This window comes from Streptomyces sp. NPDC088400 (genome assembly GCF_044753355.1).
GTDB lineage: Bacteria > Actinomycetota > Actinomycetes > Streptomycetales > Streptomycetaceae > Streptomyces.
Map to the genome: position 1 here is coordinate 395,653 of NZ_JBIVMZ010000004.1, position 13,660 is coordinate 409,312.

General features: G+C 70.0%; 11 protein-coding genes. 5 read left to right on the forward strand and 6 right to left on the reverse strand.

Features of this window, described 5'->3' with window-relative positions:
- Position 1 precedes the first annotated feature (1 nt).
- The 3 genes from ACIQD6_RS13085 to ACIQD6_RS13095 form a co-directional block, all read right to left on the reverse strand.
- Positions 2-946, reverse strand: a complete 945-nt coding sequence (locus tag ACIQD6_RS13085) for an ABC transporter permease (RefSeq protein ID WP_401881402.1) — start codon at positions 944-946, stop codon at positions 2-4.
- Positions 943-1,971 (reverse strand): ATP-binding cassette domain-containing protein, encoded by a 1,029-nt coding sequence (locus ACIQD6_RS13090; protein WP_401881403.1) that lies wholly within the window; start codon positions 1,969-1,971, stop codon positions 943-945. The genes ACIQD6_RS13085 and ACIQD6_RS13090 overlap by 4 nt, the downstream gene beginning before the upstream one ends.
- Before the next feature lie 82 nt (positions 1,972-2,053).
- On the reverse strand, positions 2,054-3,271 hold the full coding sequence (locus tag ACIQD6_RS13095; RefSeq protein ID WP_401881405.1) for an erythromycin esterase family protein: 1,218 nt from the start codon (positions 3,269-3,271) through the stop codon (positions 2,054-2,056).
- A 58-nt stretch (positions 3,272-3,329) separates the two neighbouring features.
- Here ACIQD6_RS13095 and ACIQD6_RS13100 point away from each other — a divergent pair, with 58 nt between their 5' ends.
- Positions 3,330-4,091: a TioE family transcriptional regulator gene (locus ACIQD6_RS13100; RefSeq protein ID WP_401881407.1), complete on the forward strand. Its 762-nt coding sequence runs from the start codon at positions 3,330-3,332 to the stop codon at positions 4,089-4,091.
- 210 nt (positions 4,092-4,301) lie between these two features.
- On the opposite strand, the gene panB is transcribed toward ACIQD6_RS13100, so the two are convergent.
- Entirely contained in the window at positions 4,302-5,207 is a 906-nt protein-coding gene (panB, locus tag ACIQD6_RS13105) for a 3-methyl-2-oxobutanoate hydroxymethyltransferase (protein ID WP_401881409.1), read from the reverse strand.
- A 261-nt stretch (positions 5,208-5,468) separates the two neighbouring features.
- Between panB and ACIQD6_RS13110 the strand changes: the two genes are divergently transcribed.
- The 4 genes from ACIQD6_RS13110 (at position 5,469) to ACIQD6_RS13125 (ending at position 10,832) form a co-directional block, all read left to right on the forward strand.
- On the forward strand, positions 5,469-7,091 hold the full coding sequence (locus ACIQD6_RS13110; RefSeq protein ID WP_401881410.1) for an MFS transporter: 1,623 nt from the start codon (positions 5,469-5,471) through the stop codon (positions 7,089-7,091).
- 218 nt (positions 7,092-7,309) lie between these two features.
- Positions 7,310-7,999: a TetR/AcrR family transcriptional regulator gene (locus tag ACIQD6_RS13115; RefSeq protein WP_401881412.1), complete on the forward strand. Its 690-nt coding sequence runs from the start codon at positions 7,310-7,312 to the stop codon at positions 7,997-7,999.
- Between the two features lie 396 nt (positions 8,000-8,395).
- The gene (locus tag ACIQD6_RS13120) at positions 8,396-9,355 is read left to right on the forward strand and encodes an endonuclease/exonuclease/phosphatase family protein (protein ID WP_401881729.1); all 960 of its coding nucleotides are present in this window, start codon (positions 8,396-8,398) and stop codon (positions 9,353-9,355) included.
- 253 nt (positions 9,356-9,608) lie between these two features.
- A complete protein-coding gene (locus ACIQD6_RS13125; RefSeq protein WP_401881413.1) occupies positions 9,609-10,832 on the forward strand; it encodes an MFS transporter in 1,224 nt (407 codons plus the stop codon).
- 150 nt (positions 10,833-10,982) lie between these two features.
- On the opposite strand, the gene ACIQD6_RS13130 is transcribed toward ACIQD6_RS13125, so the two are convergent.
- On the reverse strand, positions 10,983-12,746 hold the full coding sequence (locus tag ACIQD6_RS13130; protein ID WP_401881415.1) for an NAD+ synthase: 1,764 nt from the start codon (positions 12,744-12,746) through the stop codon (positions 10,983-10,985).
- Between the two features lie 290 nt (positions 12,747-13,036).
- Positions 13,037-13,474 (reverse strand): CBS domain-containing protein, encoded by a 438-nt coding sequence (locus ACIQD6_RS13135; RefSeq protein WP_401881417.1) that lies wholly within the window; start codon positions 13,472-13,474, stop codon positions 13,037-13,039.
- Between the last annotated feature and the right edge of the window lie 186 nt (positions 13,475-13,660).

Sequence of the window (13,660 nt, forward strand, 5' to 3'; positions counted from 1 at the left end):
CTCAGGACTTCTTGCGGAACTTGGCCACCGCCAGCGGCGCCGACACCAGCGTGATGCCCGCCGACCAGGCCAGCGTGATCCACACCGAGTGGGCGACCGGGCCGCCGTTTATCAGTGACCGCGCCGCGTCGGCCAGGTTGGAGAGCGGGTTGTAGTCGGTGAAGGCCTGGAGCCAGCCCGGCATCGTGGACGTCGGGGCGAAGATGGACGAACCGAACTGCAAGGGCATCAGTACGAGCATGGCCACCCCCTGGACGGCCTGCGCCGTCCTCATGGCGAGTCCCAGCAGGATGAAGATCCACATCAGCGAAGCGCCGAACACAAGGGAGAGGCCGACCGCTCCGAGGAGCTCCAGCACCGAGGTCTTGATCTCCATGCCGAGCAGAAAGCCCATGCCGAGCAGAATGGTGGTGGCGACCAGCATCCGGCCTATCTCCACCACGATCTTGGCTATCAGCACGGAGGACCGGGCGATCGGCATCGTACGGAACCGGTCCATGACTCCCTTGCGGAAGTCGTCGTTCACGCCGGTGCCGACCGCCATGGAGATGTTCATGCCCATCATCGCCATCAGACCGGGCACCACATAGTTCACGTAGTCGTCGCGGCTGCCGCCCAGGCTCGCGCCCACGGAGCCGCCGAAGACGTACACGAACAGCAGCGTGAAGATGATCGGCATCAGCAGGACGTCGAACATCGACTCCGGATCCGCCTTGATCTGGAGGGCGTTACGGCGCACCAGCGCCCCGATGTGCCGGACATTGGCGCGCAGACCGATCCGGCCCTCGTCGGCGGGGGCGCGGGACGGTGCGGGCGCCGGTGTCGACGGCGGAGCGGAGGCGGGCTGAGAGGCCGTACCCGTGTTTCCAGTCGTACTGGCGGTGCCAGTCGTGCTCGTGGTACTCGTGGTACTCGTGGTACCGGTCGTACTCGTGGTGCCGCTCATGCCGCGATCTCCTCGGGGGCGCTGTCGGACGTGGAGGTCGTCTTCTGGCCGGTGATGGCCAGGAACACCTCGTCCAGGCTGGGCAGATGGGTGCCGATGTGGGCGATGCCGAAGCCGCGTTCCCCCAACAGGCCGACGACCGCTGTCAGTTGCTCGTCGGTGAGGATCGGGACGTACAGCAGCCCCTCGTCCTGAACTGCCTGGGTACCGGACAGGCCGTCGAGTCCGGTCTCCGCGATCGCCTGTGCCATCGCGGAGAGTTGAGCCGGATCCGTCGGCCGGATCTGGAGGGTACGGCCGCCGACCTTCGCCTTCAGCTCGTCGACCCCGCCGTTGGCGATGACCCGGCCGCGGTCGATGACCGTCAGCTCGCTCGCCAGCTTCTCGGCCTCTTCCATGTACTGGGTGGTGAGCAGGACGGTCGAGCCCTCCGCGACCATCCGCTGCACCTCGGTCCAGACCTCGTTGCGCGTACGAGGGTCGAGCCCCGTCGTCGGCTCGTCCAGATACAGCACGGACGGCCGGCCGATCATAGAAGCGGCCAGGTCGAGCCGCCGCCGCATACCGCCCGAGTACTGCACCGCGGGCTTCTTGGCCGCGTCGGTGAGCGAGAAGCGCTCCAGCAGATCGTCGGCCCGGCGGCGGGCGTCCTTGCGGGACAGATCGAGGAGCCGGCCGATCATGTAGAGGTTCTCCCAGCCGGACAGCTTCTCGTCGACCGAGGCGTACTGGCCGGTGAGGCCGATGGTGCGGCGCAGCTGGCGGGGCTGGCGCAGCACGTCGTACCCGGCGACCATCGCGGTCCCGGCGTCCGGCTGGACGAGAGTGGAGAGGATACGGACGAGCGTTGTCTTGCCGGCGCCGTTGGGCCCGAGCACCCCGAGGACGGTGCCTTCGCGCACATCGAGGTCGACTCCGTCGAGCGCCCGGGTGCCCTGGGGCCCGCCGTACTGCTTGACCAGCCCCCGCACCTCGACGGCGTTGCCCGTGCGGCTGCCGTTGGGGTTCTTGTCGTTTCGCATCATGCTCCTATAGGAACAGCCGCCACCGACAATCGACCGACAAGCCGCCTACAGGGGGCTTTCGGGCCGCTGTCGGGAGGGGGTGCTAGATCTGCGGGACGTCCTTGACGAACACGATGCCGTCGCTGTCCGCCAGGTGGGCCGGGTCCAGCGGGGCGTAGCCGAACCAGGGGGATACGCGGGGCGCGGGCAGTGTCTCCCCGAGGGCGTCGGCCAGCCGGCGGGCGTCGACGACGCAGCGGTCCTCCGGGAGCGCGTACAGGACTCCTTCGACGGTGTCCGGCGGCGGCGTGTCCACTCCCTGGTGCCGGATCGTGCCGAGGGCCGTGGCGACGAAGGCGTACTCCTCGCCGAGCTGTGCGCTCACGAGCGCACCGGCGCTCCACCACTCCACCGGCCCCTGCCACATCCTCATCGAGCTCTTCTCCCGCTGGAGATGGGAGTTGTGGGCGTGGATGAGTGCCGGGCCCCGAGCCGCGACCGCGAGGAGGTTGTCGGCCATCATCAGATCCCGCAGCCCGCACAGCCGCGTCATGCGGGCCGGTGAGGTGTCGGCCATCCAGTAGTGGTAGCGCAGCAGGCCGATCGCGGTACGTCCGTACAGGCACGCCCGGTCCCAGGCGTCCCGCGAGGTCGACGCGATCAGGTGCGGCGTCTGCGCGTCGAGCAGCGCCACCAGGTCGTCGGCCAGCAGGCGCAGTTCCTTGGCCTCGGCCGACTGTCCCACGGACTTGGCCGGGTCCATCATCGCGTCGGGATCGGTCCACCGGTCGTCGGCACCGAGCAGGCGGTCCAGCGTTTCCCCGGCGCAGGGGAGCAGGTCCGTGTCCACCCGGTCCGCGAGGTAGCCGTGGAGTGCGGTGAGGGCCTGCCGGGGGCTCGCGGCGCCGGTGATCTCCAGCGGGCCGTCGAAACCGGCGAAGCGGAGCCGCTCGGACGCGGGCCGGCCGTCGCTGTCGGCGCGGACGTTGTACGCGCGCATCCAGCGCACGAGTTCGCGGTTGGCGGCGGACGCGCCGAACCCGTGGCTGAATCCGCGCTCCATGACCTCGTCGAGGGTGCCCGTGCCCGAGGTGACGTAGTCGTCCACGACCAGGCCCATCAGGCAGTCGCTCTCGATCGTGATCGTCCGGTAGCCCTCCTGCTCGACGAGCTGCTGGAAGAGCTCGTTGCGCAGGTCGAGGAGAGGGTCCTCGCCGTGGGTGGGCTCGCCCACGGCGAGCAGTCGTGGCCGGCCCGGGAGCAGCCTCATGACGGCGGCGGCCTCGACGGCATGGACGGTTTCCTTGATGTCAGTAGCCATGCCTTAAACGGTATCGTTGAACCAACGGTTGAGACTTTTTCGCGATATCGGCAGGCTCATGAAGAGAAACCTTCAAAACGGTGGACAGCTCAGGCCGATCGACCTGGCGCGTGGACACGGTCTGTCCACGCAGGCGATCAGGAACTACGAGGAGGCCGGCATCCTTCCGGCCGCCGGGCGCACGCCCCACGGCTACCGCACCTATACCGCGCTGCACGCGGCGGCCCTGCGCGCGTTCCTCGCCCTGGCACCCGGCCACGGCCACGGGACGGCGACGTCGATCATGCGGGCGGTGAACGAGGACGCGGCCGAGGAGGCGTTCCGCCTCATCGACGAGAGCCACGCCCAACTCCTTGAGGACCGGCGGACGCTCCGGGCCGTGGAGAGCGCCCTCCGCGACCTGGCGCCCACCACGGCGTCCGAGCCCGGCGCGGAGTACGAGCCGACTGCGGTGTCCGGGTCCGGGGCTGGGTCCGGCGGTACGTTCATCGGGCCGCTGGCAGGGAAGCTCGGGATCCGGCCCGCGACGCTGCGCAAATGGGAACGCGCCGGGCTGGTGCGCCCGCGCCGCGACCCGAGGACCGGGTACCGCGTCTACGACGAGTCCGACGTACGGGATGCCCGGCTGACCCACCAACTCAGGCGCGGCGGCTACCTGTTGGAGCAGATCGCCCCGCTGATCGCCCAAGTGCGGGCGGCCGGCGGGCTGGAGCCGCTGGGAGCCGCCCTGCGCGACTGGCACGGCAGGCTGTCCGCCCGAGGGCGGGCGATGCTGACCGGGGCCGCCGAACTGGAGGCGTACCTCCGCGAGCGCGGATGAGACGGCCGCCCTCTGAGCGCCACCGGACCGCTCTCCGCCACCGGACCGCTCCCGGACAGCCGACAGCCCGCCGACGGGGGAAGATCGGCGGGCTGTCGTTCGTGCGGGCAGTGGTTTTCAGGGTGTTGAGCCGTGTTGCGCGATGTGACAGGACCTCTGCGACAGGACCTCTGCGACAGGACCTCTGCGACAGGACCTCTGCGACAGGGCCTAGTGGAAGGTGTGCTCCTCCTGCGGGAACGTTCCTCCAACGACCTCGTCGGCGAACGCCTTCGCCGCATCACCGAGCGTCTGCCGGAGGTTGGCGTACTGCTTGGTGAAGCGCGGCACCCTGCCGCCTGTCAGGCCGGCCATGTCCGTGTAGACGAGCACCTGCGCGTCCGTCTCGGGCCCGGCACCGATACCGATCGTCGGGATGTGCAGGACGCGTGTGACCTCGGCGGCGATCTCGGCCGGCACCAGTTCGAGCACGACCGCGAAGGCGCCCGCGTCCTGCACCGCCTTGGCGTCGCGCAGCAGTTGCTGGGCGGCCTCCTCGCCGCGGCCCTGTACCCGGTAACCCATCGAGTTGACGGACTGCGGGGTGAGCCCGATGTGGGCCATCACCGGGATGCCGGACTGTACGAGCAGCTCGATCTGGCTGTGGGAGCGCTCGCCGCCCTCCAGCTTGACCGCTCCGACGCCCGCGTCCTTCACCAGGCGGGTGGCGCTGCGCAGGGCCTGGACCGGGCCTTCCTGGTACGAGCCGAAGGGGAGGTCGCCGACGATCAGGGCGCGCTTCGTGCCCCGTACGACGGCGGCGGAGAGCATCGTCATCTCGTCCAGCGTGACCGGGACGGTGGTCTCGTAGCCGAGATGGCAGTTGCCCATGGAGTCGCCGACGAGCATGACCGGGATACCGGCCTCGTCGAACACGGAGGCCGTCATCGCGTCGTACGCGGTGAGCATGGGCCACTTCTCGCCGCGCTCCTTGGCTGCGGCGATGTCATGGACGGTGATACGGCGGGAACTCCGGCCCCCGTACAGCGCCTTGGCGCTGTCGCGCCCGGCAGCGGCGTCGGGGAGTCCCGTACCCGCGGGCGGCTTCGGCTCAGCCGGAACAGCCTGAACAGTCATGGCCAATGGCCCTTTCGTCATCTCGAGGCACCCTGACGGCGTCCCCGGACCACACCCATGGTGGCATCCCGAGGCCGCTCCCGGGAAGTGTGTCCCTCACCTCCCGCGACCTCCTGCCACCTCCCGCGGACTCCGACCCCGACTCCGACTCCGCCCCTGTCCCCGTGCCCGGGAACGTCCGCGGTGCCCCTGAGGGTCCGCACGGTAAAAACTTTCCAATACGAGACGGTCTCGTATCGAAAATGCCTTAGCCTGTGTGCCATGTCCTCACCGTCCGGCGGCCCCACCGCCGCACCTCGTATGTCCGAGATTCCCGAATCCGTCCACCGTCGCCGCTGGGCCATCCTGGGCGTGCTCATGTTCAGCCTGCTCATCGTGGTGCTGGACAACTCGATCCTGAACGTGGCGGTCAAGACGATCGCCGCCCCCGAACCCACCGGAATCGGCGCCACCCAGAGCGAGCTGGAGTGGGCGATCAACTCCTACACGCTCGTCTTCGCCGGGCTGCTCTTCACCTCGGGCCTCCTCGGCGACCGCATCGGCCGCAAGAAGGTGCTGCTCTTCGGCATCTCCGTGTTCGGCGCCGGATCCGCGCTCGCCGCCATGTCCGGATCTCCCGCCGAACTCATCGGCTACCGCGCCCTGATGGGCTTCGGCGCCGCCTTCGTGATGCCTGCCACCCTCGCCGTCCTGATGAACGTCTTCGAGCGCGAGGAGCAGCCCAAGGCCATAGGGATCTGGGCGGGCAGTGTGGGCCTCGGCATCGCCATAGGGCCGATCACCGGCGGTCTGCTGCTGGAGCACTTCTGGTGGGGCTCCATCTTCCTGGTCAACGTCCCGGTGGCGGTCGTCGCGCTGATCGCCATGGTGCTGCTGGTGCCGGACTCGAAGGACCCCAGGCCGGGCCGGGTCGACCCGCTGGGCGTCGCGCTCTCCATCGTCGGACTCGTCCTGCTCGTGTACGGGATCATCCGCGGCGGCGAGCTGGCCGACTTCACCGAGCCGACCGTGCTGGCGTCGCTGCTGGGCGGGCTGGCCGTACTGACGGGCTTCGTCTACCACGAGAAGCGCAGCAGCCACCCGTCCATAGACATCGCGTACTTCAAGAAGCCGGCCTTCGCCGCCGCCGTCGCCGCCATCGCGCTGGTCTTCTTCGCGCTGATGGGCGTGACCTTCTTCTCGGCCTTCTACCTCCAGAGCGTGCGCGGCTACAGCGCGCTCCAGTCCGGGCTGCTGATCCTGCCGCTGGCCGCCGCCCAGATGATCTTCGCGCCACGCGCCCGGCTGGTCGTGGACCGGTTCGGCGCCCGCGCGGTCTGCACGGGCGGCATGCTGCTGGTCGCGGGCGGGCTCGCGGCGTTCGCGTTCTTCGGCACCGGCACCCCGGTCTGGGTGCTGTGCGTGGTCTTCTTCGTCCAGGGCAGCGGAATGGCCCACATCATGCCGCCGGTGACCGTGGCGGTCATGCAGGCGCTGCCCCGCGAGAAGGCGGGTTCCGGCTCGGCGATCAACAACACCTTCCGGCAGGTCGGCGGGGCCCTGGGCATCGCGGTCCTCGGCTCGGTGCTGTCCGCGACCTACCGGGGCCGGATCGAGGGACACCTCGGCGCCGTACCGGCGGCGGCACGGGACGCGGCGGGGGAGTCGATCGAGGCGACCATCGGCATCGCGGAGAAGCTCGGCCCGGCAGGCAGGCCGCTGATCGGTTCGGCGTACGACGCGTTCCTGGACGCGATGCATGTCACGGCCCTCTGTTCGGCGGGGGTCGCGCTGATCGGGGCGGTGGTGGTCGGGTTGTTCCTGCCGGGCCGGCCGCCGGCGGAGAAGCCGGCGGGGAGCGAGCCCGATGAGGCGCCGACAGTGGGGGCCATGACCGGTCGGTGACCGGCGGTGCGCCGTCCGGCGGCGCTGGTCTCGCCGTACGTACGGGGCCGGTGTCGCCGTACGGCCGTATGTACGGGGTATGTACGGGCCGGTGTCGCCGGGCGGCGAGGACGGTGTCGTCGGACGACGGGGGCCGGTGCCGGCCGGTGTTGTCGGCCGTGAGCCGTCGGGCCCTGCCGTGTACGAGAATTGGGTCCCAACGGTGAGAGGTGGGACACGTGCGGGAGCAGGGTCACGAGCACGGCGGGCATGGCGAGCACGAGAAGCAGGCGTGCGAGCCCGAGAAGGAGCACCGGCGCGGGAGGCCACGCAGTGAGGCCGCCGAACGGGCGATCCTGGACGCCGTCGTGAGCCTGCTGGAGGACGGAGTGCCGCTGGGTGCCCTCTCCATCGAGCGCATCGCCCGTACGGCCGGTGTCGGCAAGGCCACCATCTACCGGCGCTGGCACGGCAAGGGGGAGCTTTTTCTGGACATTCTGCGGGAGATCGAACCGCCCGAACCCGCCCTCCCCGGCACCTCGGCGACCGACGATCTGACGGTCCTGCTGGAGTCGATGCGCCGACGGGGGATGGCTCAGCGCTCCTCCGCCATGCTCCACAACGTCGTTGTGGAGATGAAGAGTCAGCCCAAGCTCTGGGAGGAGTACCGCCGGACGGTCGTCGAACCACGGCACCAGGCCACGCTGGCCGCGATCCGCCGCGGTATCGCCTCCGGTGAATTCCGTGACGACCTGGACGAGGAGCTGATGAACGACCTGCTGGTCGGCCCCATGCTCATGCGCACCCTGCACCGGCCCGCCGCGCCGCTGGAGGAGGACCTCGCCGATCAGATCATCCGTACGGCGCTCCAGGGCTTGAGCCCACGATCGAACCGTGCGACCGAGGACATGGCTGAGGCACGTGACTGAGACATGGCTGAGGCACGCGGCTGAGACACGCGGCTGAGACACGCGGCCGAGACACGGCTGAGGCGCGCGACCGAGGCACGAATTTGAGCCGTGAGGTTTGAGGCGCGCGGCTGACACGCGCGGCAGGCGAAACGGCGAAACGCCGTCGTGAGCATGCGTGTTCTGTCACACCCCCCTGCCGTTCGTCCGTGGTCGGAACCTGTGGACCGGCCACCTTCGTCTCCGTGGCGGTACGGCTGCTCCCGGGCGGCGAGGAAAGGGCACGAATATCGCCTAGGGTCGGGGGCGGGCGTGCACGGCAAGGCAGTGAGGGCAGCGGACATGACGCAGGAGTACACGGCGGAATCGGTGACGGCGGACGGGGAGCAGCACCGAACCGGATCCCGCGTCAGAACCATGATCGACCGCTGGCGACATGACCCCGGGATCTGGCGGCGCGGCATCGTGCTGGCGATTCTCGCCGTACTGGTCACCCTGCTGATGATCTTTCACGCCCAGCTGCCGAACACGATCGGCAACCTGGGCAGTCTCACCGAGACGTTCCTGCCCTGGTTCGGTCTGTTCGTTCCGCTGATTTTCCTCCTGGCGCTGGTGCGACGCTCCGCCGTCGCCCTGATCGCGGTGCTGCTGCCCGCCGTGGTCTGGGTGAACCTCTTCGGCGGGCTCTTCACCGACAAGACCGACCCGGCGCGCGACGCCGGTGAACTCACCGTCGTCACCCACAACGTCAACGCGGACAACCCCGACCCCGAGGGCACCGCCGGCAAGATGGTGGCCTCCGGCGCGGACGTCGTCGCCCTGGAGGAGCTGACGGCCAAGGCCGTACCGGTGTACGAGGCGGCGATGAAAGGGACGTACAAGTACCACTCGGTGCAGGGCACGGTCGGGCTGTGGAGCAAGTACCCACTGAGCGGCACCAAGCCGGTGGACATCAAGCTGGGCTGGGTCCGCGCCATGCGCTCCACGGTCACCACGGCCCACGGCGAGGTCGCCGTCTACGTGGCGCACCTCCCCTCCGTACGGGTCAAGCTGCACGCGGGCTTCACCGCCAACCAGCGTGACAAGAGCGCGGACGCGCTGGGCGAGGCCATCGCCGACGAGCAGCTCCCCCAGGTGGTCCTGCTCGGCGACCTGAACGGCACGATGAACGACCGCGCGCTCGAAGGCGTCACCGCCCAGATGCGCTCGACCCAGGGCGCGGCGGGGCACGGGAACGGGTTCAGCTGGCCGGCGGCGTTCCCGCTGGCGCGGATCGACCAGATCATGGTGAAGGGCGTCGAACCGACCTCGTCGTGGACCCTTCCCCGGACCGACAGCGACCATCTGCCGATAGCGGCACGGGTCGAGCTGCGCTGATCCGGCCGGGGGTCGGGGCCGGGATCCTGGCCCCCGCCCCCCCCCCGCCCCCCCGGGCCCACCGGCCCGGCCCTGCCCGGCCGGTGGTGTGGCGCGTGTCACGGGGTGTGATCTGTTCGACACGTCAGTCGCAATCCGGAGTTCATCTTCCGGAATACCAGGGCTGAGAGACTTTGTTCCGCAGAGGTACTTAAGACCGGTCGGTCTGAAGAGGTACGTGCACCCGAGCCTCACTGTGGAAAGGTTTTTCTTCATGCCCCTGGCCCTGCTCGCGCTTGCTGTGAGCGCCTTCGGCATCGGTACTACCGAGTTTGTGATGATGGGCCTGCTGCCCAATGTCGCGGACGATCTGGGAACGTCCGTGCCCACCGCCGGCTACCTCGTGTCGGCGTACGCGATCGGCGTCGTCATCGGCGCCCCGCTGCTCACCGCCGTCGGCTCCCGCATACCGCGCAAGCGGATGCTCGTGCTGCTGATGGGGCTCTTCATCGTCGGCAACCTCGCCTCCGCGCTCGCCCCCGGCTTCGGCTGGCTGATGGCGGGCCGGGTCCTCGCGGGGCTCCCGCACGGCGCGTTCTTCGGCGTCGGCGCGGTCGTCGCCGCCCGGCTGGTGAGCGAGGGGCGGCAGGCGCGGGCCGTCGCGACCATGTTCCTCGGCCTGACCGTCGCGAACATCGTCGGTGTCCCCGCGGCCACCCTGCTCGGCCAGAACCTCGGCTGGCGCGCGACCTTCCTGGTCGTCACGCTGATCGGCGTGGTCGCGCTGGCGGCGCTCGCCCGGCTCGTTCCGTACGTCCCCGTCGACGCGCACCAGAGCGTGGGCCGCGAGCTGCGCGCCCTCGGCAACCGTCAGGTGCTGCTCGGGCTCGCGACCGCCGTCTTCGGCTTCGCCGGGGTCTTCGCCGTCTACTCGTACCTGGCCTCGATCACCACCGAGGTCATGGGCTTCGGCGAGTCGTCCGTGACGCTTGTCCTCGCGCTCTTCGGCATCGGCATGACCCTGGGCGCGCTGGCGGCCGGTCCGCTGACCGACCGGGCGCTGCGGCCCACGCTGTACACCTCGCTCGGCGCCCTCGCCGTGGTGCTGGTCGCCTTCCGCTTCACCGTGCATGTGCAGTGGGCGGCGCTGGCGACGGTCGTGGTGCTGGGCGCGGTCGGGTTCATGACGACCACCCCGCTCCAGATGCTCGTGATGCGGAAGGCCAAGGACGCCCCCACGCTCGCCTCCGCCTCGAACCACTCGGCGTTCAACCTCGCCAACGCGGGCGGCGCCTGGGTCGGCGGCGTGGCGATCGCCTCGGGCTGGGGCTGGATGTCCCCGGCCCTGGTCGGCTCGGTGCTCGCGGTCGTCGGCCTGGCGATCGCGGTGACGGCCGGACTGCTGGACCGCGACCGTACGACGGGCCAGTCCCGGATCGTCGCCTCGGCCACGGGCGGCACGGCGGCCGAAGCGACGGAGACGGAGCGGGTGCACTGACGGGGGCGCTGCGTACGTCATACGTCAGCGCGTATGCCGTATGACGTACGTCATACGCGCTGATGGGGGCGCTGACGCACGTACGCCATACGTCAGCGCCACAGCCGCCGGGCGGACAGGACCACGCTCCGGCCGTCCGCCGGAGACGCCCTAGCTGTGCGAAGGCGTCTCGCGCCAGCGGTTCGTGATCGGCAGCCGCCGGTCCTTGCCGAAGCCCTTCGCGGAGATCTTGGTGCCCGGCGGGTACTGGCGCCGCTTGTACTCCGCCGTGTCCACCATCCGCAGCGTCTTCGTGACCACCTCGTCGTCGAAGCCCGCCGCGACGATCGCGTCCTTGCCCTGGTCGCGGTCGACGTACAGCTCCAGGATCCGGTCCAGTACGTCGTAGTCCGGCAGCGAGTCCGTGTCGAGCTGGTCCGGCCGCAGCTCGGCGCTCGGCGGCTTGGAGATGGACGCCTCCGGGATCGGCGGGGTCTGGCCGCGCTCCTCGGCGGCGCGGTTGCGCCACCGGGCGAGCCGGAAGACCGCCGTCTTGTAGACGTCCTTGATCGGTCCGTACGCGCCGACGGAGTCGCCGTACAGCGTCGAATACCCCACCGCCAGCTCGGACTTGTTGCCCGGCGCGAGCACGATCTGGCCCTCCTGGTTGGAGAGGGCCATCAACATCGTGCCGCGCAGCCGGGACTGGAGGTTCTCCTCCGCGAGTCCGGTCAGCCCGAGCGACTCCATGTACGCGTCGAACATCGGCTCGATCGCGTGCGTACGGAAGTTGAGCCCCGTACGGCGGGCCAGCTCGGCCGCGTCGCCTCTGGAGTGGTCGGAGGAGTACTTGGACGGCATGGAGACGCCGTACACGTTCTGCGCGCCGAGCGCGTCGCAGGCGATGGCGGCGACGAGCGCGGAGTCGATGCCGCCGGAGAGCCCGATGAGGACGGACCGGAAGCCGTTCTTGGCGGCGTACGCGCGTAGGCCCACGACCAGTGCAGAGTAGACCTCCTCGTCGTCCTCCAGGCGGTCGGCGTAGCCGCCGGCCAGCTCGGGCTCGTAGGCGGGGAGGGGGTCCTCGGAGAGAATGACGTGGTCGATGCGCAGCCCGTCGTCCACGACCCCCGAGGCGGGCTCGGCCGCCGCGGCCGGCAGGTCGAGGTCCAGGACCACGCAGCCCTCCGCGAACTGGGGCGCACGCGCGATGACTTCGCCGCTCCTGTCGACCACGATCGAGTCACCGTCGAAGACCAGCTCGTCCTGGCCGCCGATCATCGCGAGATACGCGGTGGTGCAGCCGGCCTCCTGGGCGCGCTTGCGCACCAGGTCGAGGCGGGTGTCGTCCTTCTCCCGCTCGTACGGCGAGGCGTTGATGGAGATCAGCAGCCCGGCCCCGGCGGACCGGGCGGCCGGAACGCGGCCGCCCTCCTGCCAGAGGTCCTCGCAGATCGCGAGCGCGACGTCGATGCCGTGGATACGGACGACGGGCATGGTGTCGCCCGGCACGAAGTAGCGGAACTCGTCGAAGACGCCGTAGTTCGGCAGATGGTGCTTGGCGAAGTTCAGCGCGACCGCGCCGCGGTGCAGGACGGCGGCGGCGTTGCGCGGGGCGCCGGCGGGCTGGCCGTACCGGGGCTGGGCGCTCTCGGAACGGTCGAGGTAGCCGACGATGACGGGCAGCTCCCCGAAGCCCTCCTCGTCGAGCCGGACCGCGAGCGCGCGCACGGCGGCCCGGGACGCCTCGACGAAGGACGACCGCAGCGCGAGGTCCTCGACGGGGTAACCGGTCAGCACCATCTCGGGGAACGCGACCACATGCGCTCCCTGCTCGGCGGCGTGCCGGGTCCAGTGCACGACCGCCTCGGCGTTCGCGGCGAGATCGCCGACGGTCGAGTCGATCTGATTCAGAGCGAGGCGTAGTTGAGGCACGGGCCCAGTGTAATCGTCTGACTGACGCGATGTCTTCGGGTGGACGTGTGGGGCGGCCCACTCGGGACGGTGGGGAGGGGGCGGCGGCCGGGACCGTGGCCGGTCGGGAGGACCGTACGGTCCTGTCCGTTTACGGTCTTGTCCGTTTACGGGGCCGGACCGCGTACCGCTTACGAGTCCGGGCCGCGTACCGCCTACGGGCCGGACCGCGTACCGCCTACGGGGCCGGACCGCGTACCGCCCCGCATGCACCGCACGCCCTGCCCTGACTGTTTACCGACGTGCGCGGATCAGGTCTGTGTGTAGACCTCTTCGGCCCACCCGGCGATCTGCCCCTCGGAGAGGTGGTGCGCCAGATCGGACTCGCTGATCATCCCGACGAGACGCCTGTCCTCGATCACCGGGAGCCGACGGATCCGGTGGCTCTTCATCTCCCGCAGCACCTCGTCCACGTCCGCGCCCGAGTCGATCCAGCGGGGTGTGCCGTGGGTCATCTCGCCCGCCGTGGTCTGCGCCGGGTCATGGCCCATCGCCACACAGCCGATGACGATGTCGCGGTCGGTGAGTATGCCGGTCAGCCGCTCGGCCGAGTCCGCGATGGGAAGCGCGCCCACATCCAGTTCGCGCATCAACTGGGCGGCGCGGTCGAGGGTTTCGTGCGCGGGGAGCCACTGGGCCCCGCGGTGCATGATGTCTTTCGCGGTGATCGTGCCTTTGGCCGTGGTCATGGGGATCATGCCTCCTGAGCGCGATGCACCGCGCCGGCCTGCGGTGCGGTGCGGGCCACCCCGAGCTGAACCCATCATCGTGCACCCGTTCGGGTGACGCGACCGCAGGCGCCGACGCCGGCGCCTGCGCCAGGCCGCCGGGTCCCTGTGCGTACGCGTGTGCGTACGTACCGGGGGCCGGCGGCC